Source organism: Atlantibacter sp. MEI4A-1023 (genome assembly GCF_056155425.1).
On record NZ_CM149568.1, the window covers coordinates 755,894 to 775,294 of the forward strand.

Annotated in this window: 19 protein-coding genes; 11 read left to right on the top strand and 8 right to left on the bottom strand. The window is 55.8% G+C overall.

Translation table 11 applies throughout. From position 1 onward, the window contains the following. Window positions 1–237 precede the first annotated feature (237 nt). A complete protein-coding gene (gene metK, locus ACVV26_RS03640; RefSeq protein WP_312980668.1) occupies window positions 238–1,392 on the bottom strand; it encodes a methionine adenosyltransferase in 1,155 nt (384 codons plus the stop codon). A gap of 495 nt (window positions 1,393–1,887) precedes the next feature. On the opposite strand from metK, the gene ACVV26_RS03645 reads away from it, so the two are divergent. The 4 genes from ACVV26_RS03645 to speB all read left to right on the top strand — a co-directional run bounded on the left by ACVV26_RS03645 (window position 1,888) and on the right by speB (window position 5,356). Then, window positions 1,888–2,022, top strand: coding sequence for a hypothetical protein (locus tag ACVV26_RS03645; RefSeq protein ID WP_419901054.1), 135 nt, complete (start codon window positions 1,888–1,890; stop codon window positions 2,020–2,022). A 144-nt stretch (window positions 2,023–2,166) separates the two neighbouring features. Further along, window positions 2,167–2,292 carry a virulence promoting factor gene (locus tag ACVV26_RS03650; protein ID WP_474801715.1) on the top strand — a complete coding sequence of 42 codons (126 nt, stop codon included), beginning with the start codon at window positions 2,167–2,169 and terminating at the stop codon, window positions 2,290–2,292. Next, window positions 2,285–4,261, top strand: a complete 1,977-nt coding sequence (gene speA, locus ACVV26_RS03655) for a biosynthetic arginine decarboxylase (RefSeq protein ID WP_474800039.1) — start codon at window positions 2,285–2,287, stop codon at window positions 4,259–4,261. Before ACVV26_RS03650 ends, speA begins: the two co-directional genes overlap by 8 nt. A gap of 174 nt (window positions 4,262–4,435) precedes the next feature. Next, complete coding sequence (gene speB, locus ACVV26_RS03660) at window positions 4,436–5,356, top strand: agmatinase (protein ID WP_474800040.1); 921 nt, start codon at window positions 4,436–4,438, stop codon at window positions 5,354–5,356. Window positions 5,357–5,515: 159 nt separating this feature from the next. On the opposite strand, the gene loiP is transcribed toward speB, so the two are convergent. Continuing rightward, on the bottom strand, window positions 5,516–6,274 hold the full coding sequence (loiP, locus tag ACVV26_RS03665) for a metalloprotease LoiP (RefSeq protein ID WP_312980677.1): 759 nt from the start codon (window positions 6,272–6,274) through the stop codon (window positions 5,516–5,518). 277 nt (window positions 6,275–6,551) lie between these two features. Between loiP and tkt the strand changes: the two genes are divergently transcribed. Further along, window positions 6,552–8,543 carry a transketolase gene (gene tkt / locus ACVV26_RS03670; protein WP_312980680.1) on the top strand — a complete coding sequence of 664 codons (1,992 nt, stop codon included), beginning with the start codon at window positions 6,552–6,554 and terminating at the stop codon, window positions 8,541–8,543. 42 nt (window positions 8,544–8,585) lie between these two features. On the opposite strand, the gene ACVV26_RS03675 is transcribed toward tkt, so the two are convergent. The 5 genes from ACVV26_RS03675 to ACVV26_RS03695 are packed head-to-tail and all read right to left on the bottom strand — an operon-like array spanning window position 8,586 to window position 11,671. Further along, window positions 8,586–9,269, bottom strand: coding sequence for an energy-coupling factor ABC transporter ATP-binding protein (locus tag ACVV26_RS03675; RefSeq protein WP_474800041.1), 684 nt, complete (start codon window positions 9,267–9,269; stop codon window positions 8,586–8,588). Further along, window positions 9,263–9,940 carry an ABC transporter ATP-binding protein gene (locus ACVV26_RS03680; RefSeq protein ID WP_474800042.1) on the bottom strand — a complete coding sequence of 226 codons (678 nt, stop codon included), beginning with the start codon at window positions 9,938–9,940 and terminating at the stop codon, window positions 9,263–9,265. Before ACVV26_RS03680 ends, ACVV26_RS03675 begins: the two co-directional genes overlap by 7 nt. Continuing rightward, complete coding sequence (locus ACVV26_RS03685) at window positions 9,928–10,635, bottom strand: energy-coupling factor transporter transmembrane component T (RefSeq protein ID WP_474800044.1); 708 nt, start codon at window positions 10,633–10,635, stop codon at window positions 9,928–9,930. The genes ACVV26_RS03680 and ACVV26_RS03685 overlap by 13 nt, the downstream gene beginning before the upstream one ends. After that, window positions 10,636–11,214, bottom strand: coding sequence for an ECF transporter S component (locus ACVV26_RS03690; protein ID WP_474800046.1), 579 nt, complete (start codon window positions 11,212–11,214; stop codon window positions 10,636–10,638). 19 nt (window positions 11,215–11,233) lie between these two features. After that, on the bottom strand, window positions 11,234–11,671 hold the full coding sequence (locus tag ACVV26_RS03695) for a PPC domain-containing DNA-binding protein (protein ID WP_474800047.1): 438 nt from the start codon (window positions 11,669–11,671) through the stop codon (window positions 11,234–11,236). 380 nt (window positions 11,672–12,051) lie between these two features. Here ACVV26_RS03695 and epd point away from each other — a divergent pair, with 380 nt between their 5' ends. The 6 genes from epd (at window position 12,052) to ACVV26_RS03725 (ending at window position 18,362) form a co-directional block, all read left to right on the top strand. Then, window positions 12,052–13,071, top strand: a complete 1,020-nt coding sequence (epd, locus tag ACVV26_RS03700; protein ID WP_474800048.1) for an erythrose-4-phosphate dehydrogenase — start codon at window positions 12,052–12,054, stop codon at window positions 13,069–13,071. 49 nt (window positions 13,072–13,120) lie between these two features. Then, a complete protein-coding gene (pgk, locus tag ACVV26_RS03705) occupies window positions 13,121–14,284 on the top strand; it encodes a phosphoglycerate kinase (RefSeq protein WP_474800049.1) in 1,164 nt (387 codons plus the stop codon). A 192-nt stretch (window positions 14,285–14,476) separates the two neighbouring features. Continuing rightward, a complete protein-coding gene (gene fbaA, locus ACVV26_RS03710) occupies window positions 14,477–15,553 on the top strand; it encodes a class II fructose-bisphosphate aldolase (RefSeq protein WP_474800050.1) in 1,077 nt (358 codons plus the stop codon). 198 nt (window positions 15,554–15,751) lie between these two features. Continuing rightward, entirely contained in the window at window positions 15,752–16,717 is a 966-nt protein-coding gene (mscS, locus tag ACVV26_RS03715; RefSeq protein ID WP_474800051.1) for a small-conductance mechanosensitive channel MscS, read from the top strand. Between the two features lie 138 nt (window positions 16,718–16,855). After that, on the top strand, window positions 16,856–17,491 hold the full coding sequence (argO, locus tag ACVV26_RS03720; RefSeq protein WP_474800052.1) for an arginine exporter ArgO: 636 nt from the start codon (window positions 16,856–16,858) through the stop codon (window positions 17,489–17,491). 100 nt (window positions 17,492–17,591) lie between these two features. Then, a complete protein-coding gene (locus ACVV26_RS03725) occupies window positions 17,592–18,362 on the top strand; it encodes an oxidative stress defense protein (RefSeq protein ID WP_474800054.1) in 771 nt (256 codons plus the stop codon). A gap of 30 nt (window positions 18,363–18,392) precedes the next feature. Here ACVV26_RS03725 and argP read toward each other — a convergent pair whose 3' ends face one another. Next, window positions 18,393–19,286 (bottom strand): DNA-binding transcriptional regulator ArgP, encoded by an 894-nt coding sequence (argP, locus tag ACVV26_RS03730; protein WP_312980707.1) that lies wholly within the window; start codon window positions 19,284–19,286, stop codon window positions 18,393–18,395. Between the last annotated feature and the right edge of the window lie 115 nt (window positions 19,287–19,401).

The window sequence follows — 19,401 nt, forward strand, 5'->3', positions numbered from 1 at the left end:
CTAATAAGCGGCAACGGAACTGATTGAATATATTCAATTCCTGGAATAACCAGAACGGTTACTACCGGATTTCACTTCCCTGTCAGAGCAGGATTCCTGCTTTGTTTGCGTTGGTTATAGATGGAGAAGGTGTGGACGCTCTAATAAGCAAAAAATCCGGAAACGCAGAACGTTCCCGGATTTTTTTACAGCGTTTATTGGGTACGTAATAAACGCCTTTTACCTTAAGCGTAAAATTTATTTCAGACCGGCAGCGTCACGCAGCAGCGCGGCTTTGTCGGTTTTTTCCCACGGGAAATGCTCGCGGCCAAAGTGACCGTATGCCGCCGTCTCTTTGTAGATTGGGTGCAGTAGATCCAGCATCTGGATCAGGCCGTAAGGGCGCAGATCGAAGAATTCGCGAACCAGCAGAGTCAATTGCTCGGTCGGCACTTTCTCAGTACCAAAGGTTTCCACCATGATGGACGTCGGTTCCGCCACGCCAATCGCGTAGGACACCTGGATTTCACAACGGTCAGCCAGGCCTGCGGCAACGATGTTTTTCGCCACATAGCGCGCCGCGTAGGCTGCGGAACGGTCAACTTTTGATGGATCCTTACCGGAGAACGCGCCGCCGCCGTGACGAGCCATACCGCCGTAGGTATCAACGATAATTTTACGACCTGTCAGGCCGCAGTCGCCCATCGGGCCACCAATAACGAAACGGCCAGTTGGGTTGATGAAGTATTTGGTGGTTTCGCTCAGCCATTCTGCAGGCAGAACCGGCTTGATGATCTCTTCCATCACCGCTTCGTGCAGGGATTTCTGGTCGATGTCTTCTGCGTGCTGGGTAGACAGCACCACCGCGTCGATACCAACGATTTTGTTGTTATCGTACTGGAAGGTCACCTGGCTTTTCGCATCCGGGCGCAGCCACGGCAGCGCGCCGTTTTTACGCACTTCAGCCTGGCGCTGCACCAGACGGTGCGCGTAGGTCACCGGTGCTGGCATCAGCACGTCGGTTTCGTTGGTAGCATAACCAAACATCAGGCCCTGGTCGCCCGCGCCCTGTTCCAGCGGATCGGTACGGTCAACGCCCTGGTTAATGTCCGGGGACTGTTTGCCAATCGCACTCAGCACCGCGCAGGAGTTGGCATCAAAGCCCATATCAGAATGCACGTAGCCGATTTCGCGGACCGTGTTGCGGGTGATCTCTTCGATGTCTACCCATGCGCTGGTGGTGATTTCACCGCCCACTAAAACCATGCCGGTTTTCACATAAGTTTCGCAGGCCACGCGCGCTTTCGGATCTTGCTCCAGAATCGCGTCAAGGACTGCATCGGAGATCTGGTCAGCGATTTTATCGGGATGCCCTTCTGATACAGACTCGGATGTAAAAAGGTGTTTAGCCATGTTCGTTTAAACTCGGTAATAATTAGTTAACTCAACGTATTGTATTTAAAGCGCTTACCTGCCTTGTGGCAGCGGCTTGCAGGCAATACAGGCGATGAGTGTTAATCCTCTTTTTCTCTTACCGGGCGATGTCGCCTTGTGCAAAGTGTCCTGAAGCACAGTGGGTATATAGATGGATTAACATCTGGACGGCTATTCTAGGTCATTTATTCGTCCCTTTTCCAGCAATTTTTATTCTGCGTAAAACCGGCGAAACGGCGGAAATGGCAATATTTCCTGACATCAGCGTCAAACCCACGATTTTTATTTTGCATTTACCCCCTGTTGTCGGTATAAAACGGCGCGCGCGGCTTCCCCGTTTTCGCTTCTGTGGCGAAGGGTGAAAAAAAGCGCACGACAATTGTTCGTGTCGCCACTTCCAGCCGGGTTGAGCATTAACCATTAGCTTTGCTTGTCGCTTGCCCATCGAGGTTGGCGTGGAGGTGATACGAAATAATGAATCGGAGTAATCTGCAGAATCTGTCACACCGTTCTGGTGTACTGTTGTCCCTCTCAACCTGCATCCCTTTTTTGCAAACCTGCCGATGTTCTACCCATCTCGGCGCTTCTCAGGATTCCCGGGCCGGTTAACAGTTTGCGATGACTGAACAAGGGCGCTCTTGCTAAGCAAGGGTTTTCTCGTGGTTTCGTCGAACCTGTCATACAGCGTTCGGATACGTGTTTTACAATGATATGAATATGAAACCGGTCGCACAGCGGGGCGGTCAGCGTACTATGCTGCCAGGTCCGGCTGTTTATGGGTTGTTATCGCATTTTAACGCTGCGATAGTAGTCAACTTCGCTATGCCCGACGGTATCGGGTATACACTTTCAACAGAGTTTGAGGTTCGCTATGTCTGACGACATGTCTTCATTTTCGCCTTCGTCAGCAGGCGAACAGGGTGTACTACGTTCCATGCAGGAGGTTGCAATGAGTTCTCAGGAAGCCAGTAAAATGCTGCGCACCTACAACATTGCCTGGTGGGGCAATAATTACTATGACGTCAATGAACTGGGCCACATCAGTGTCTGCCCGGACCCCGACGTCCCGGAAGCCCGCGTGGATCTCGCCAAACTGGTGAAAGCCCGCGAAGCGCAAGGCCAGCGCTTGCCTGCGCTATTCTGCTTCCCGCAGATTTTACAGCACCGCCTGCGTTCTATTAATGCCGCGTTCAAGCGCGCGCGTGAATCCTATGGCTATAACGGCGATTACTTCCTGGTTTACCCGATTAAGGTTAACCAGCATCGTCGCGTTATCGAAACGCTGATCCACTCCGGTGAACCGCTGGGCCTGGAAGCAGGCTCGAAAGCGGAGTTGATGGCCGTACTGGCCCATGCGGGCATGACGCGTTCCGTTATCGTCTGTAACGGCTATAAAGACCGTGAATACATTCGCCTGGCATTAATCGGTGAGAAGATGGGCCATAAGGTCTATCTGGTTATCGAAAAAATGTCGGAAATCCGCATCGTGCTGGAAGAAGCCGAGCGTCTGAACGTGGTGCCGCGCCTGGGTGTGCGTGCGCGTCTGGCGTCTCAGGGCTCCGGTAAATGGCAATCCTCCGGCGGTGAAAAATCCAAATTCGGCCTGGCGGCGACCCAGGTTCTGCAACTGGTTGAGATGCTGCGCGAAGCGGGCCGTCTCGACAGCCTGCAACTGCTGCACTTCCACCTCGGCTCGCAGATGGCGAACATCCGCGACATCGCCACTGGCGTACGTGAATCTGCGCGTTTCTACGTTGAACTGCATAAGCTGGGCGTCAACATCCAGTGCTTCGACGTGGGCGGCGGTCTGGGCGTGGACTATGAAGGCACCCGCTCGCAGTCCGACTGCTCGGTGAACTACGGCCTGAACGAATATGCCAATAACATCATTTGGGCGATTGGCGATGCCTGTGAAGAAAACGGTCTGCCGCACCCGACGGTGATCACCGAGTCTGGCCGCGCGGTGACCGCGCACCACACCGTACTGGTGTCCAATATCATCGGCGTTGAGCGCAACGAATATACCGTTCCGACCGCGCCTGCCGACGATGCGGCGCGTGCGTTGCAGAGCATGTGGGAAACCTGGCAGGAGATGCACGAGCCGGGCACCCGCCGTTCGCTGCGCGAATGGCTGCACGACAGCCAGATGGACCTGCACGACATTCACGTGGGTTATTCTTCAGGCGCGTTTAGCCTGCAGGAGCGCGCGTGGGCGGAGCAGCTCTACCTGAGCATGTGCCATGAAGTGCAGAAACAGCTCGATCCCAGCAACCGTGCGCATCGTCCGATCATTGACGAGTTACAAGAGCGCATGGCGGACAAGATGTACATCAACTTCTCCCTGTTCCAGTCCATGCCGGATGCCTGGGGTATCGACCAGTTGTTCCCGGTCATGCCGCTGGAAGGGCTGAACCAGATCCCGGAACGCCGCGCGGTGCTGCTGGATATCACCTGCGACTCTGACGGTGCCATCGATCACTATATCGACGGCGACGGGATTGCCACCACCATGCCGATGCCGGAATACGACCCGGAGAACCCGCCGATGCTGGGCTTCTTTATGGTGGGCGCGTATCAGGAAATTCTTGGCAACATGCATAACCTGTTCGGCGATACCGAAGCGGTTGACGTGTTTGTCTTCCCTGATGGCAGCGTGGAAGTTGAACTGTCTGACGAAGGGGATACCGTGGCGGACATGCTGCAATACGTGCAGCTTGACCCGAACACGCTGCTGACCCAGTTCCGCGACCAGGTGAAAAACACCGATCTGGACGATGCGCTGCAACAGCAGTTCCTGGAGGAGTTTGAAGCCGGTCTTTACGGGTACACCTACCTCGAAGACGAGTAATCACCCGGCTGCGTCTGCCTGGCTATACTGATGGTCATGCAGACGCTTGAACCCGGCATAAAACACGGCGATAATTCGCGCCAGCAAACTGACTCTAATCAATCCCTTCCTCGTCGGGCTTAACGACGCGGAAGGGATTTTTTTTACATCGACTTTACGAAAGAGGTCATATCAATGAGCACCTTAGGCCATCAATACGATAACTCTCTGGTATCCAACGCCTTTGGTTTTTTGCGTTTACCAATGAATTTCCAGCCCTACGACAGCGACGCTGACTGGGTGATCACCGGCGTCCCGTTTGATATGGCGACGTCTGGCCGCGCAGGTGGCCGTCACGGCCCGGCGGCGATCCGCCAGGTTTCCACCAACCTCGCGTGGGAGCACAACCGCTTCCCGTGGAACTTCGACATGCGCGAGCGTCTGAACGTAGTGGACTGTGGCGATCTGGTTTACGCGTTCGGCGATGCCCGTGAAATGAGCGAAAAACTGCAGGCCCACGCGGAGAAGTTGCTGGCTGCGGGTAAACGCATGCTCTCTTTCGGCGGCGACCATTTCGTGACCCTGCCGCTGCTGCGCGCTCACGCTAAACACTTCGGCAAAATGGCGCTGGTGCACTTCGATGCGCACACCGACACCTACGCGAACGGCTGCGAGTTTGACCACGGCACCATGTTCTTCACCGCGCCGAAAGAAGGCCTGATCGACCCGAACCACTCCGTTCAGATCGGCATTCGCACTGAATTCGATAAAGACAACGGCTTCACCGTACTGGACGCCTGCCAGGTGAACGATCGCGGCGTGGACGATATTATCGCCCAGGTTAAACAGATCGTTGGCGATCTGCCGGTTTACCTGACCTTCGACATCGACTGCCTGGATCCGGCGTTTGCACCGGGCACTGGCACCCCGGTGATCGGCGGGCTGACCTCCGATCGCGCCATCAAGCTGGTGCGTGGTCTGAAAGATTTGAACATCGTGGGTATGGACGTGGTGGAAGTGGCGCCGGCCTACGACCAGTCTGAGATCACGGCGCTGGCCGCAGCCACCTTAGCGCTGGAAATGCTGTATATCCAGGCCGCTAAGAAAGGCGAGTAATCTGGCTATTTTGCTTGCCATTTTGAACCCGGGCAGTGCTCGCCATCCTCACGTACCGCATGTACGTTCCGGTAGCTGCGCGCTGGCCGAGTCCAAACTGCCTGCGCCAATAACGCCAGATCAAAACCGATAAAAAAAGCGCCTTTCGGCGCTTTTTTATTACTTAATCCCATCCGCTTTCATACGATCGCGAATATGCTGGGCGCGTTCGGCAGAGCCCGGGTGATCGTCAAACATTGAGCTTTGACGGCCCGCTTCCAGCGTCTGGAGCTTTTCGAAACTGGTTGCCAGCCCGATAGGGTTGATGCCGCGTTTGCGCAGCAGATCGTAAGAGTAATCATCCGCTTCGGATTCCTGACGCTGAGAGAACTGTGCGTTAACCAGCTTCTCGCCTAAATCGCCAAGCTGCGACTGTGACAGGCTGCCGATCACGCCGCCCGCAGAGGCGGCGGCAACGCGCGCGGCGTTAGTACCCAGCGCCACCTGCATGCCTTTCTTCACGTGCCCCAGCGCGACGTGGCCCATTTCATGGCCGATAACCGCTTCGACTTCGTTATCGTTCATCATGTCCATCAGCCCGCTGTAGACGCGGATACAGCCGTTCGCCATCGCGAAGGCGTTGACGTCTTTTGCCATGTAAACCTTATAGTTTACCGGCTGGCCGTTAATGTTATCGCCCAGCGCAGAGGCGATGGTATTCAAACGTTGAGCGTACTGGCTGCCCGCAGGCGCAATCGTCGCCTTGCCGTCCATCTCTTTACAGGCTTCATCGCTGAGCGCTTTGACCTGCGCATCGCTTAAGGTATACGCCTGAAACGCCTCGGCGCCGGAGGTGAGCAACCCGTTGGAGTCCATATTCTGGCAACCGCTCAGCAGAGCAACGGCAACCAGGCCTGGCAATATCGCGCGCATCTTCATGTGTAGGCTTCCGCTAAAAGTGTCGTAATCAGTTTTTGTTTAGCACATTAACGTGCCGGTAACACTCAGTATAAAGAAGTGCTGAGGGTCTGGGCGAGAAGCTTGCGCAAGCTGCGAGAAGGATCCAGAGATTTCTTAAGCGGTAAAAGGATGCTCCATGTACATAGAAAGCGGCTTGGGTTACATTGTTGTTCAATTTTTCCGGGCGTAGCCCATAACGTGCCATCGTCAAGCCGTTAACACGCTTTGTCCTTTAACTATCCGATCTGGAGTCAAAATGTCCTCTCGTAAAGAGCTTGCCAATGCTATTCGTGCGCTCAGCATGGACGCAGTACAGAAAGCCAAATCCGGTCACCCGGGCGCCCCGATGGGCATGGCTGACATTGCCGAAGTCCTGTGGCGTGATTTCCTGAACCATAACCCGAACAACCCGGCCTGGGCTGACCGCGACCGCTTCGTGCTGTCCAACGGCCACGGCTCAATGCTGATTTACAGCCTGCTGCACCTCACCGGCTATGACCTGCCGATTGACGAGCTGAAAAACTTCCGCCAGTTGCACTCAAAAACCCCGGGCCACCCGGAAGTGGGCTACACCGCCGGTGTGGAAACCACCACCGGTCCGCTGGGCCAGGGCATCGCTAATGCCGTAGGCATGGCTATCGCCGAGAAAACCCTGGCGGCGCAGTTCAACCGTCCGGGCCACGACATTGTCGACCACTTTACTTACGCCTTTATGGGCGACGGCTGCATGATGGAAGGCATCTCCCACGAGGTGTGCTCCCTGGCCGGTACCCTGAAGCTCGGCAAGCTGGTGGCGTTCTATGACGACAACGGCATTTCCATTGACGGCCACGTGGAAGGCTGGTTTACCGACGATACCGCAAAACGCTTTGAAGCCTACGGCTGGCACGTGGTGCGCGGCGTGGACGGTCATGATGCGGACGCGATCAAACGCGCCGTGGAAGAGGCCCGCGCCGTAACCGACAAGCCGTCCCTGCTGATGTGCAAAACCGTTATCGGCTTCGGTTCACCGAACAAAGCCGGTACGCATGACTCCCACGGTGCCCCGCTGGGCGACGCAGAAGTGGCGCTGACCCGCGAAGCGCTTGGCTGGAAACACGCTGCCTTTGAAATCCCGTCTGACATCTATGCCCAGTGGGATGCGAAAGAAGCCGGAGCCGCGAAAGAATCCGCATGGAATGAGAAATTCGCGGCCTACGCGAAAGCCTTCCCGGAGCAGGCTGCTGAGTTTACCCGTCGTATGAAGGGCGAAATGCCAGCTGATTTCGACGCGAAAGCCAACGAATTTATCGCTAAGCTGCAAGCTAACCCGGCGAAAATCGCCAGCCGTAAAGCATCCCAGAACGCCATCGAAGCCTTTGGCCCGCTGCTGCCTGAATTCCTCGGCGGCTCTGCTGACCTGGCCCCGTCCAACCTGACGATCTGGTCCGGCTCGAAAGCGATCAACGAAGACACTGCCGGTAACTATATCCACTACGGCGTGCGCGAATTCGGTATGACCGCTATCGCCAACGGTATCGCCCTGCACGGCGGCTTCCTGCCATACACCTCCACCTTCCTGATGTTTGTGGAATACGCCCGTAACGCGGTGCGTATGGCGGCACTGATGAAACAGCGCCAGGTGATGGTTTATACCCATGACTCCATCGGCCTGGGCGAAGACGGCCCGACCCACCAGCCGGTAGAACAGACCGCTTCTCTGCGCGTGACCCCGAACATGTCCACATGGCGTCCGTGTGACCAGGTGGAATCTGCGGTGGCGTGGAAATACGGCGTTGAGCGTCAGGACGGCCCGACCGCGCTGATCCTCTCCCGTCAGAACCTGGCGCAGCAGGAGCGTACTGAACAGCAACTGGCGGACATCGCCCGTGGCGGTTACGTACTGAAAGATTGCGACGGCCAGCCGCAGCTGATCCTGATCGCCACTGGTTCTGAAGTTGAACTGGCTGTAGCGGCATGGGATCAACTGTCAGCGGAAGGCGTGAAGGCGCGCGTGGTTTCCATGCCGTCTACCGACGCGTTCGAGAAGCAGGATGCGGCGTACCGTGAATCCGTGCTGCCGAAAGCAGTTGCTGCACGTGTGGCGGTTGAAGCGGGTATCGCTGACTACTGGTACAAATACGTCGGCCTGAACGGCGCCGTTGTCGGCATGACCACCTTCGGTGAGTCTGCTCCGGCAGAGCAGTTGTTTGAAGAGTTCGGCTTCACCGTGGAAAACGTGGTGAAACAGGCGAAAGCAATTCTGTAATTCGCCAGAGTAAAATATGAGGGCCGCTGATGCGGCCCTTTTTTATGCGTTAACCAGAAGCTGCTCCGGCGAGCCGTCCTGGCTGATTCGCCCCTCGCTGAGCCGGACCACGCGCGGAAAGTGGCGGCGTGCGAAATCGTAATCATGGCTGATGGCGATGATGGTATCGCCGCGCCGTTTACAGCCCGTGAGCCAGCGCTCGAAAATGGCCAGCCAGTGTGCGTCAAAATCCCGGCTCGGTTCATCCAGTAAAATCAGCGGCGGCGCCATGGCTTCCAGACTGGCAACCGCCACCATCCGGCGTTGCGCCACATGCAAATCCAGCGGGTGCGCCTGCGCGACTTTCTCCAGCCCGCATAGCGCCAGGGCCGCTTCGGTACGCTGGTGTATTTCCGCTTCAGGCCGTTTCTGCAATCGTAAGCCAAACGCCACTTCGGTATAAACCTGGCTGTGGAGGATCTGGTGTTCCGCTTCCTGAAACAGCACACCGATAAGCCGGGCGCGTTGCTGGGCTTTCAGTGTCGCCAGCGATTCGCCCTGCACGTGGATCTCCCCCTGAGTCGGTTGAAGTAGCCCAGCCATCAGACGCAACAGCGTTGATTTGCCTGCGCCGTTATCGCCGATCAGCGCGACGCTTTCTCGTGGCGCAACCGCTATTGATAGCGCGTTGAGGCAGGGTTGCGCTGCTTTCGGCCACGAAAAATCAATCTGGTTTATCTTCAACATAACGGCGTGAGCTCTCCTGCCTTCAGTTGCCAGGAAGCCTGGCAATAATCGAGAAACGGCTGGCGGTTGCGCTCAAACAGCACGATCAGCGCCTGCCGCTCCTGTGCCCATGCGGCAAGCACCGTTAATAACCGCCGGGTCGCCTGCGGTGTTAAGCGACTGAAGGCTTCATCCAGCAGCAGCAGGCGGGGCCGCATCGCCAGCGCGCTGGCGATCACCACGCGCTGGGATTCACCGCCGGACAAGGTTGCAGGATGCCGATGGCGCAGCGCCTGGCAGTCGGTCAGCGTCAACGCCTCATCAATGCGTTGCAGGATCTCTTGTTCCGTCAGACAGAGGTTTTCCGGGCCGAAAGCCACTTCTTCCTCCACGCTAAAGGTACAGCCGGAAAGTTGCAGGGCAGGGGATTGTTGCACCAGTTGCACCGTTGGCGATTGCTCGACTAAAGATTGCAACCCGATGGGTTGGCCGAGTAACTGGCCTTTGCCGCTGATTTCACCTGGCAGAAAATCGGGATACCACCCGGCAAGCAGTTGGGCGAGGGTGCTTTTTCCGCTGCCGTTGCCGCCGAAGATCGCCACCACTCCCGGCAGCGAATAGTGGAAATTGAGTCTGCCCGAGGGCTGTGTTGCATGGCGCGGGCGATAGCAAAAATCGTCTAACGTAACCATAACCAGGCTCCCGTTTGCGCAAACATCAAAGCAATAAGCCCGTAGCGCGCAACGCGTTGAAGGGCGCTGTCCGCAGGAGCCCATAGCGTAGTGCGGCGTGGATGCAGGCGAAACCCACGCATATCCAGCGCCGCGCCGCGTACCGCTAAATCATTCAACGCATTATGGGTCAGCGGAACGATCAGCGCCGGGATGGCACGCAAGCGTTGATGCCAGTGGCCATCAAGCGGCACACCGCGCGCCCGTTGCGCTTCGTTGATGCTGGTAAGCTGGCGCTTAAGTTGTTCTACTACCAGCAGCGGCCCGGCAAAGACATAGGCGATGCCCGGCGGCAGGCGGCTGGCGAACAGGGCGCGGGTAAACTGGCGGGCCGGAACAAATCCCATCCACAGTTGTGAGGTGGAGACTATCGCCAGAATGCGCAGCCACAGCGTGGTGGCGTCTGCCCAGCGTTGGGCATCGCGCGGCTGGCCGCTGATCCACTCGGTTAGCCAACCGCCGTGAACCAGCCATAAGCCCGCACCCAGCGAAAACATCAGCCAGGCGACGTATCGCGCCCTTGGGCGCGTCGCCTTAAATATCAGCATTGAGACAAATGCCGTGGCGCTATAGAGAGTCAGAACCAGGCCAGCGGGAAGCAGGAGCGTGGCGCAAGCCGCCCACGCCCACAGCGTTAATGAGGTAAACGGGTGCATTTACCGCACTGCCGACATGGTCGGGAAGTGGCGGGTAGTGCGCAGGGGAAGCTGGCGCAGCAGGATCCAGACGATCACCGCCGTCAGGATTTTATCCACCAGGTTGGCACCCAGCACCGTCACAGCAACAGACTCCACCAGGTTCTGGCCCATCGAGTGCATCCAGGCGACGAACAGATCAGCGCCGCTGCCGGTCACGCCCGCAAACAGTGCGGTACGCAAAGGAACCGCCACCACGGTCACGGCGAGGGTGATAATCACGCCGCTGACAATCACTTTCGGCAGGGTGCGGAACCAGCCTGCTTTCGCCAGCCATCCGGCCACCAGGCCAATCACCATCGCCACTGGCGCGAAAGCAGCGGCGATGGGGTCGGTAAGCAGGCCCCAGATGAGGTTAGTGATAAGCCCGGTCAGCATGCCGATTAACGGGCCGAGCAGCACGGCGCTGATCAGCGTGCCGATGGAATCGAGGAAAATAGGCAATTTCAGCATGCTGATTAATTGCCCGCCGATCATGTTGATCGCGATGGCGATAACGATAAGTGCCAGAGTTTGACTGGAAAAGTGGCGCTGAGCCATAAAATGACCTCTTGTTAGATTAGTAACGGGGATGGACGACCAGTTCTTCGTAACTGGAAATTTCACAGGGTTGGCGGCTAAAGGTCAGCGCCGTTAGCTCGCCGATAATAATTTCCAGCGTAGTGCGAACGGTGCAGCCAGGCATCATATGGCCGCCGAGCATCGCGCCTTGTGGATCGGAAATAGAAAGATGTAAATGCTCGCCGGTAAGTTCCAGCGTCCCGCTCAGGGATATTACCTCCCAGGTGCCACGCAGCTGGGTGGTTTCTTCCCGCCCCGCATAGCGCAGCGCGACATCGGTCATGCTGCCGGTACACCCGGCAATCCAGGCGGCGTACAGTTGATGGTGTTGAATAAATGCGCGTAACTGGCTTAGAACCTCGTCGCCGGGAAGCAGGCGTAACGCGTAAAAACGCGCCCCGGAAGCGGGTAAAGATGTAAGAGATGTTTTTGACATGGATTCGGGTTACTCCGAGACTCGGACGTGAGGCTGATAATATAAGGACGCAAGAAATGAATTGCTGATATAAATCAGGAAACGGGAGCCAGGGCAAACAATAGATCCAGCAATGCTTAGCGATAATTCTGCCATTGGAATAATTTGCCGGTCAGATTTGCAGGAAAGTGTGATGCAGATCAGATATCAGTTTTTGTTCACGCCTGATGAATATCTTTTATTCCGCGTTTCGCTTATCCTAGCTGAAGCGTTTCAGTTTGTATTTCGCTCGACAAATAAACAATTGGAATGGGTTTATGGTCGGCAAGCATTCCCCTGGTGACGTCGCTGCATTACCCTGTCAGCCACTTCTCTCACCTGGAATGCCTTGCAGGGGATCTATGACATTACGCATTGCGGTAAACGGGTTCGGGCGCATTGGGCGCAACGTGGTTCGCGCGTTATACGAATCCGGGCGTCGTGCGGAAATCACACTGGTGGCGATCAACGAGTTAGCCGATGCCGAGGGCATGGCGCACTTGTTAAAATACGACACCACGCACGGACGCTTTTCCTGGGATGTTCGCCAGGAGTGTGAACAACTCTGGATTGGTGATGATGTGGTCCGGCTTCTTCATCACCGTGAGCTTCAGGATTTGCCCTGGCGTGAACTGGGCATCGATGTGGTGCTGGATTGCACCGGGGTTTACGGATCGCGCGCCGATGGCGAAGCCCATCTGGCGGCGGGGGCGAAAAAAGTGCTTTTCTCCCACCCCGGCGGCAATGATTTAGACGCCACGGTGGTGTACGGCGTGAACCATGACGCGCTGCAGGCGGAGCATCGTATTGTCTCCAACGCCTCATGCACCACCAACTGTATTATCCCGGTGATCAAGCTGCTTGATGAGGCTTTTGATATTGATTCGGGGACCGTGACGACGATCCACTCGGCCATGAACGATCAACAAGTTATCGATTCCTGGCATTCAGATTTGCGTCGTACGCGGGCGGCCAGCCAGTCGATTATTCCGGTGGATACCCGGCTGGCGGCGGGGATTACGCGTATTTTCCCCAAATTTAACGACCGTTTTGAGGCCATCGCCGTTCGTGTGCCGACCATTAACGTCACTGCCATTGATTTAAGTGTGACGGTGAACAAAGCGGTTAAAGCCTGTGAAGTCAACGGGTTGCTGCAAAAAGCGGCGCGAGAGACATTTCGTGGTATAGTTGACTATACGGAGTTACCGTTGGTCTCAAGTGATTTTAACCACGATCCGCACAGCGCTATTATTGATGGTACTCAAACGCGGGTCAGCGGTTCGCATCTGATCAAAACGCTGGTCTGGTGTGATAATGAATGGGGCTTTGCTAACCGAATGCTCGACACGACGTTAGCGATGGCCGCTCAAGGTTTCCGGTAAGGTGCAATTTGTGCCTGCAAAACTTTAAGAATCAACGAGAGGATTCACCATGTCTGTAATTAAGATGACCGATCTGGATCTGGCAGGTAAACGCGTACTGATCCGTGCCGATCTGAACGTGCCGGTTAAAGAAGGTAAAGTGACTTCTGATGCCCGTATCCGCGCATCGCTGCCGACCATCGAACTGGCCCTGAAACAAGGCGCGAAAGTGATGGTAACCTCTCACCTGGGTCGCCCGACCGAAGGTGAATACAACGAAGAATTCTCTCTGCTGCCGGTTGTTAACTACCTGAAAGACAAACTCTCCAACCCGGTACGTCTGGCTAAAGACTACCTGGACGGCGTAGACGTGGCTGAAGGCGAGTTAGTGGTTCTGGAAAACGTTCGCTTTAACAAAGGCGAGAAGAAAGACGACGAAACGCTGGCGAAGAAATACGCTGCGCTGTGCGATGTGTTTGTGATGGACGCATTCGGTACTGCGCACCGCGCGCAGGCATCTACCCACGGTGTGGGCAAATTTGCCGATGTGGCTTGCGCAGGTCCGCTGCTGGCAGACGAACTGGAAGCGCTGGGTAAAGCCCTGAAAGAGCCGGCTCGCCCGATGGTGGCTATTGTTGGCGGTTCTAAAGTTTCTACCAAACTGACCGTACTGGATTCCCTGTCTAAAATCGCCGATCAGCTGATTGTCGGCGGCGGCATTGCTAACACCTTTGTTGCTGCCCAGGGCCACAACGTGGGTAAATCCCTGTACGAAGCGGATCTGGTAGATGAAGCGAAACGCCTGCTGAGCACCTGCGATATTCCGGTTCCGACCGATGTTCGCGTAGCGACGGAGTTCTCTGAGACCGCTGAAGCGACCCTGAAATCTGTTGCCGACGTGAAAGACGGCGAGCAGATCCTGGATATCGGCGACGTTTCCGCACAGAAACTGGCTGAAATCCTGAAAAATGCCAAAACCATTCTGTGGAACGGCCCGGTTGGCGTGTTCGAATTCCCTAACTTCCGTAAAGGTACCGAAATCGTGGCTAACGCCATCGCAGACAGCGAAGCGTTCTCCATCGCAGGCGGCGGCGACACGCTGGCAGCCATCGATCTGTTCGGTATTTCCGACAAAATTTCCTACATCTCTACTGGCGGCGGCGCATTCCTTGAGTTCGTGGAAGGCAAAGTGCTTCCAGCCGTAGCTATGCTCGAAGAGCGTGCTAAGAAGTAAGCGTTGAACAGGCGGGGAAACCCGCCTGATTTTCAAATAACTTTTCTACCCAATGGATTTCAGATCGCAGGAAGGCGGCAAAACGATGCGCTAATTTGAAGCTTCGGTTTCGGATGCGCCGGTTTAGCCATCACGCCAGCGGCGCGAGAGACAACGGGTAAAAGATGGTCGACGATACAGGACAACCTAAACATGTCTAAAATTTTTGATTTCGTAAAACCGGGCGTAGTCACGGGTGATGACGTACAGAAAATCTTCCAGGTGGCTAAAGAGAATAACTTTGCTCTGCCAGCGGTTAACTGTGTAGGCACCGATTCCATCAACGCAGTGCTCGAAACCGCTGCAAAAGTTAAAGCTCCGGTCATTGTTCAGTTCTCTAACGGCGGCGCTGCGTTTATCGCGGGCAAAGGCCTGAAAGCAGAAGGCCAACAGGCTGCGATTCTTGGCGCGATCTCTGGCGCGCATCACGTGCATCAGATGGCTGAACACTACGGTGTGCCGGTGATCCTGCACACTGACCACTGCGCGAAGAAACTGCTGCCGTGGATCGACGGTCTGCTGGACGCGGGTGAGAAACACTTCGCAGCCACCGGCAAACCGCTGTTCTCTTCTCACATGATCGACCTGTCTGAAGAGTCTCTGGAAGAGAACATCGAGATCTGCTCTAAATACCTGGAGCGCATGTCCAAAATCGGCATGACCCTGGAAATCGAACTGGGTTGCACCGGTGGTGAAGAAGACGGCGTGGACAACAGCCACATGGACGCTTCTGCACTGTACACCCAGCCGGAAGACGTGGATTACGCGTACACCAAACTGAACGCGATCAGCCCGCGCTTCACCATCGCAGCTTCTTTTGGTAACGTTCACGGCGTTTATAAGCCGGGTAACGTAAAACTGACCCCGACTATCCTGCGCGATTCTCAGGACTATGTGTCCAAAAAACACAACCTGCCGCATAACAGCCTGAACTTCGTGTTCCACGGCGGTTCCGGTTCTTCTGCTCAGGAAATCAAAGATTCCGTCAGCTATGGCGTGATCAAAATGAACATCGATACCGACACCCAATGGGCGACCTGGGAAGGTATTCTGAACTACTACAAAGCTAACGAAGCGTATCTGCAAGGTCAGTTGGGCAACCCGAAAGGTGAAGACCAGCCGAACAAGAAATACTACGATCCGCGCGTATGGCTGCGTTCTGCCCAGACTTCAATGATCACCCGTCTGGAGCAGGCTTTCAAAGAATTGAACGCGGTTGACGTTCTGTAATTTGCCGCGCTAACGCCTGTCTATAAAACCCGCCTTGTGCGGGTTTTTCTTAATTTCTCCCGCTAAACCCGCTTCGGTATGCCATTTCTGTGAGCAACTTGGCACACTTCCCCGTTTTTGTTTACCCTTTATAAACCGTGATTCAAAGCCCAGCGGGGCAGTGAAGACCCTAATTAGCGATAGCAAAAGGAACCGTGAATGGAAGATTTGAATGTTGTCGACAGCATCAACGGTGCTGGCAACTGGCTGGTGACCAACCAGGCGCTACTGTTGAGTTATTTAGTCAATATCGTTGCGGCCATCGCGATTATTATCGTGGGTATGATTGTGGCGCGCGCAATTTCCAATACTGTAAACAAGCTGATGCTGGCGCGCCATATCGATGCCACCGTGGCGGATTTCCTGTCCGCGCTGGTGCGTTACGGCATTATCGCGTTTACGCTGATTGCCGCGCTGGGGCGCGTGGGCGTGCAGACGGCCTCGGTGATCGCCGTGCTGGGTGCTGCGGGCTTAGCCGTGGGTCTGGCGTTGCAAGGGTCGCTGTCGAACCTGGCGGCGGGTGTACTGTTGGTCACCTTCCGTCCGTTCCGCGCCGGGGAATATGTCGATCTCGGTGGGATTGCAGGCACCGTGCAGCACGTGCAGATTTTCTCGACCACCTTGATCACTGCCGACGGTAAATACGTGGTGGTGCCAAACGGTAAGATTATCGCAGGCAACATTATTAACTTCTCTCGCCAGCCGGTACGCCGTAACGAGCTGGTGATCGGCGTGTCCTACGATGCGGATATCGATCGCGTCCGCGAGATCCTGACCGATATCGTGATGTCCGATGAACGTATCCTGCCGGATCGCGAAAGGACGGTGCGAATGAACGAGTTGGGCGCGTCTTCGATTAATTTCGTGGTTCGCGGCTGGAGCAAAAGCAGCGATTTGCAGGACGTTTACTGGGATATCCTGGAGCGCGCCAAAAAAGCGCTGGATGCCGAAGGCATTAGCATCCCGTATCCACAGATGGATGTGAACGTCAAACAGCTGGCGCAGCCTAAGCAGGAACAACCGCAGTCAGAGAAGCCGCAGCCGAAGCAGCCGGCCATCATCACCGAGACCACGGCACAGGATATTAAGCCGACGTCGCTGGAGAAACCTTCAGACGCGCAATAACCCTCAGCCAGCGTAATGCTGGCTTTTCTAGAGCTTTTTGTATTAGTGATACTTATTGGCGATTAAAATTTTGCGTTAGAGCTAATGGTGGTGACACATTACACTGGTTTTCTATCTTATGAATTTCAGGAAAGCAGTGTGATAAGTTATTACTTTCAAGGGCTTGCTCTTGGCGCAGCCATGATCCTTCCGTTAGGCCCGCAAAACGCGTTTGTAATGAACCAGGGCATTCGCCGCCAGTATCATTTAATGATTGCGCTGCTCTGCGCTATTAGCGACTTAGCGCTGATCTGCGCGGGCATTTTCGGCGGCAGCGCTATCCTGATGCAGTCGCCGTGGCTGCTGGCGCTGGTCACCTGGGGCGGCGTCGGTTTTTTACTGTGGTACGGCTGGGGTGCGTTTCGTACCGCGATGAGCCAGAATATCGAACTGGCCAATGCCGAAGTGATGCGCCAGGGGCGGCTACGTATTATCGGCACGCTGCTGGCGGTAACCTGGCTCAACCCGCATGTTTATCTCGATACCTTTGTGGTGCTGGGCAGTTTGGGCAGTCAACTTGAAGAAGGGCCAAAACGCGCCTTTGCGTTAGGCACGGTCAGCGCGTCGTTCCTGTGGTTTTTCGGGCTTGCGTTACTGGCCGCCTGGCTTGCGCCGCGTCTGCGTACCGCCAAAGCGCAGCGGATTATCAATGCGGTAGTCGGGCTGGTCATGTGGGTGATTGCTTTCCAGCTGGCGAAAGATGGCGTTAACCATTTGTCACACCTGATTAACTAATCTTTCTCTTATAGACATTCGCACGCCAGCGGCTAAGCTTGCACGTGGCGCCCGTGTTATTTCCGGGCGTGTGATCTGGAACGTACACGGAGGAAGAACAGTGAAGTTTAAAGTGATGGCCCTGGCGGCAATGATTGGATTAGGCGCGGGTGGCGTGCAGGCGAACGAACTGCCTAACGGCCCACATATCGTGACGTCAGGGACGGCAAGCGTCGATGCGGTGCCGGATATCGCGACACTCGCTATCGAAGTGAATGTTTCAGCTAAAGACGCCGCCGCAGCTAAAAAACAGGCTGACGACCGCGTTGCGCAATACCTCACTTTCCTGCAGGAAAACGGGGTAGAGAAAAAAGATATCAATTCGGCAAATTTGCGTACCCAGCCGGATTACGACTACCAGAACGGCAAAAGCATTCTTAAAGGCTATCGCGCGATCCGTACCGTTGAAGTTACTGTACGCCAGCTCGATAAGCTTAATAACCTGCTCGACGGGGCGTTAAAAGCGGGCCTGAACGAAATTCGTGCAGTCTCCTTAGCCGTAGCGGACCCGGAGCAATACAAAGATAAAGCGCGTAAAGCGGCGATTGATGACGCCACCCACCAGGCGCAACAGCTGGCGGAAGGTTTCAAAGGCAAACTCGGCCCGGTTTACAGCGTGCGTTATCACGTTTCCAACTATCAGCCGAGCCCGGTGGTTCGCATGATGAAAGCAGACGCCGCGCCTGCGGTATCCGCCCAGGAAACCTACGAGCAACCGACCATTCAGTTTGACGATCAAGTCGATGTGGTGTTTGAACTGCAGCCAGGCCAGGGGCAGACCACCACGCAGTCACAACCTGCGACCACTACGCCTTCGCAAACCGCGCAGTAATAACAAAAAACCCGCCACTGGCGGGTTTTTTTATACCTGGCGCAACACTCTGTGTCCGTATTCCAGCAGCGCATCGGTGACGTTGCGCATCATCCGGCTTTCCGGCGCAAAACGGTGCCAGTAGAGCATCCGGCGCTGGAACAGGCCCGGCGTCAGGTCGATCAGCTCACCGCTTGCCAGCTCTTTTTCAATCTGCAGATGCGGGATCATACAGCAGGTGGTGCCCTGACGCGCCAGTTGCACAAAGGCTTCAGACGAGTTGACGATGTGGCAGGGCACGCTGCCCGGCGACAGGTCGAAGTTCTGCTGCAAAAATGCCTGATGCATATCGTCCAGATGATCGAACGCCACGGCAGGAGCTTTCAGCAACGCGGCGCGGGTAACGCCGTTAGGGAAATAGCGTTCCGCAAAGGCTTTCGAGGCCACGAACAGGTAATCCAGCGCGCCCAGTTGATCCACCAGGCAGCTTGGCAGCGGTTGGGGCTGAATACTCACCGCACCGACCACTTCACCGCGACGCAGACGTTCCTGGGTACGGGTTTCATCCTCGACCTGAAGATTAAGGCGAATCGGCGAATCCACCAGCACCGGCGCTAACGCTGGCAGCAGCCACGTCGCCAGACTGTCGGCGTTAACCGCCAGCGATAGCAGCAGCGGCGTAGAGCCGGTTTGCTCATCCCCCAGCCACTCATCTTCCAGCAGCTCCACCTGGCGCAGCAGTGCCAGCAGTTTTTGCCCTTGCTCGGTCGGGCGGGGCGGCACGGTACGCACCAGCAACGGCTGGCCGAACAGAATCTCCAGTTGCTTTATCCGCTGCGACACCGCCGATTGAGTGATGCACAGTTTTTGCGCCGCGCGCTCAAAACCGCGTTCACGAATGACTGCGTCCAGCGCCTGCAATGTTCTGTAGTCCGGGCGTTTCATGTCTCGGGGCTGCTCCTGAATTCCTGATAATCGGTACTATTGGGCACTATGACATAATTTTCCCGGCGTTACCGACAAAAACAGAATCTGGCGGATATTTGCCGCGCCAATAGAT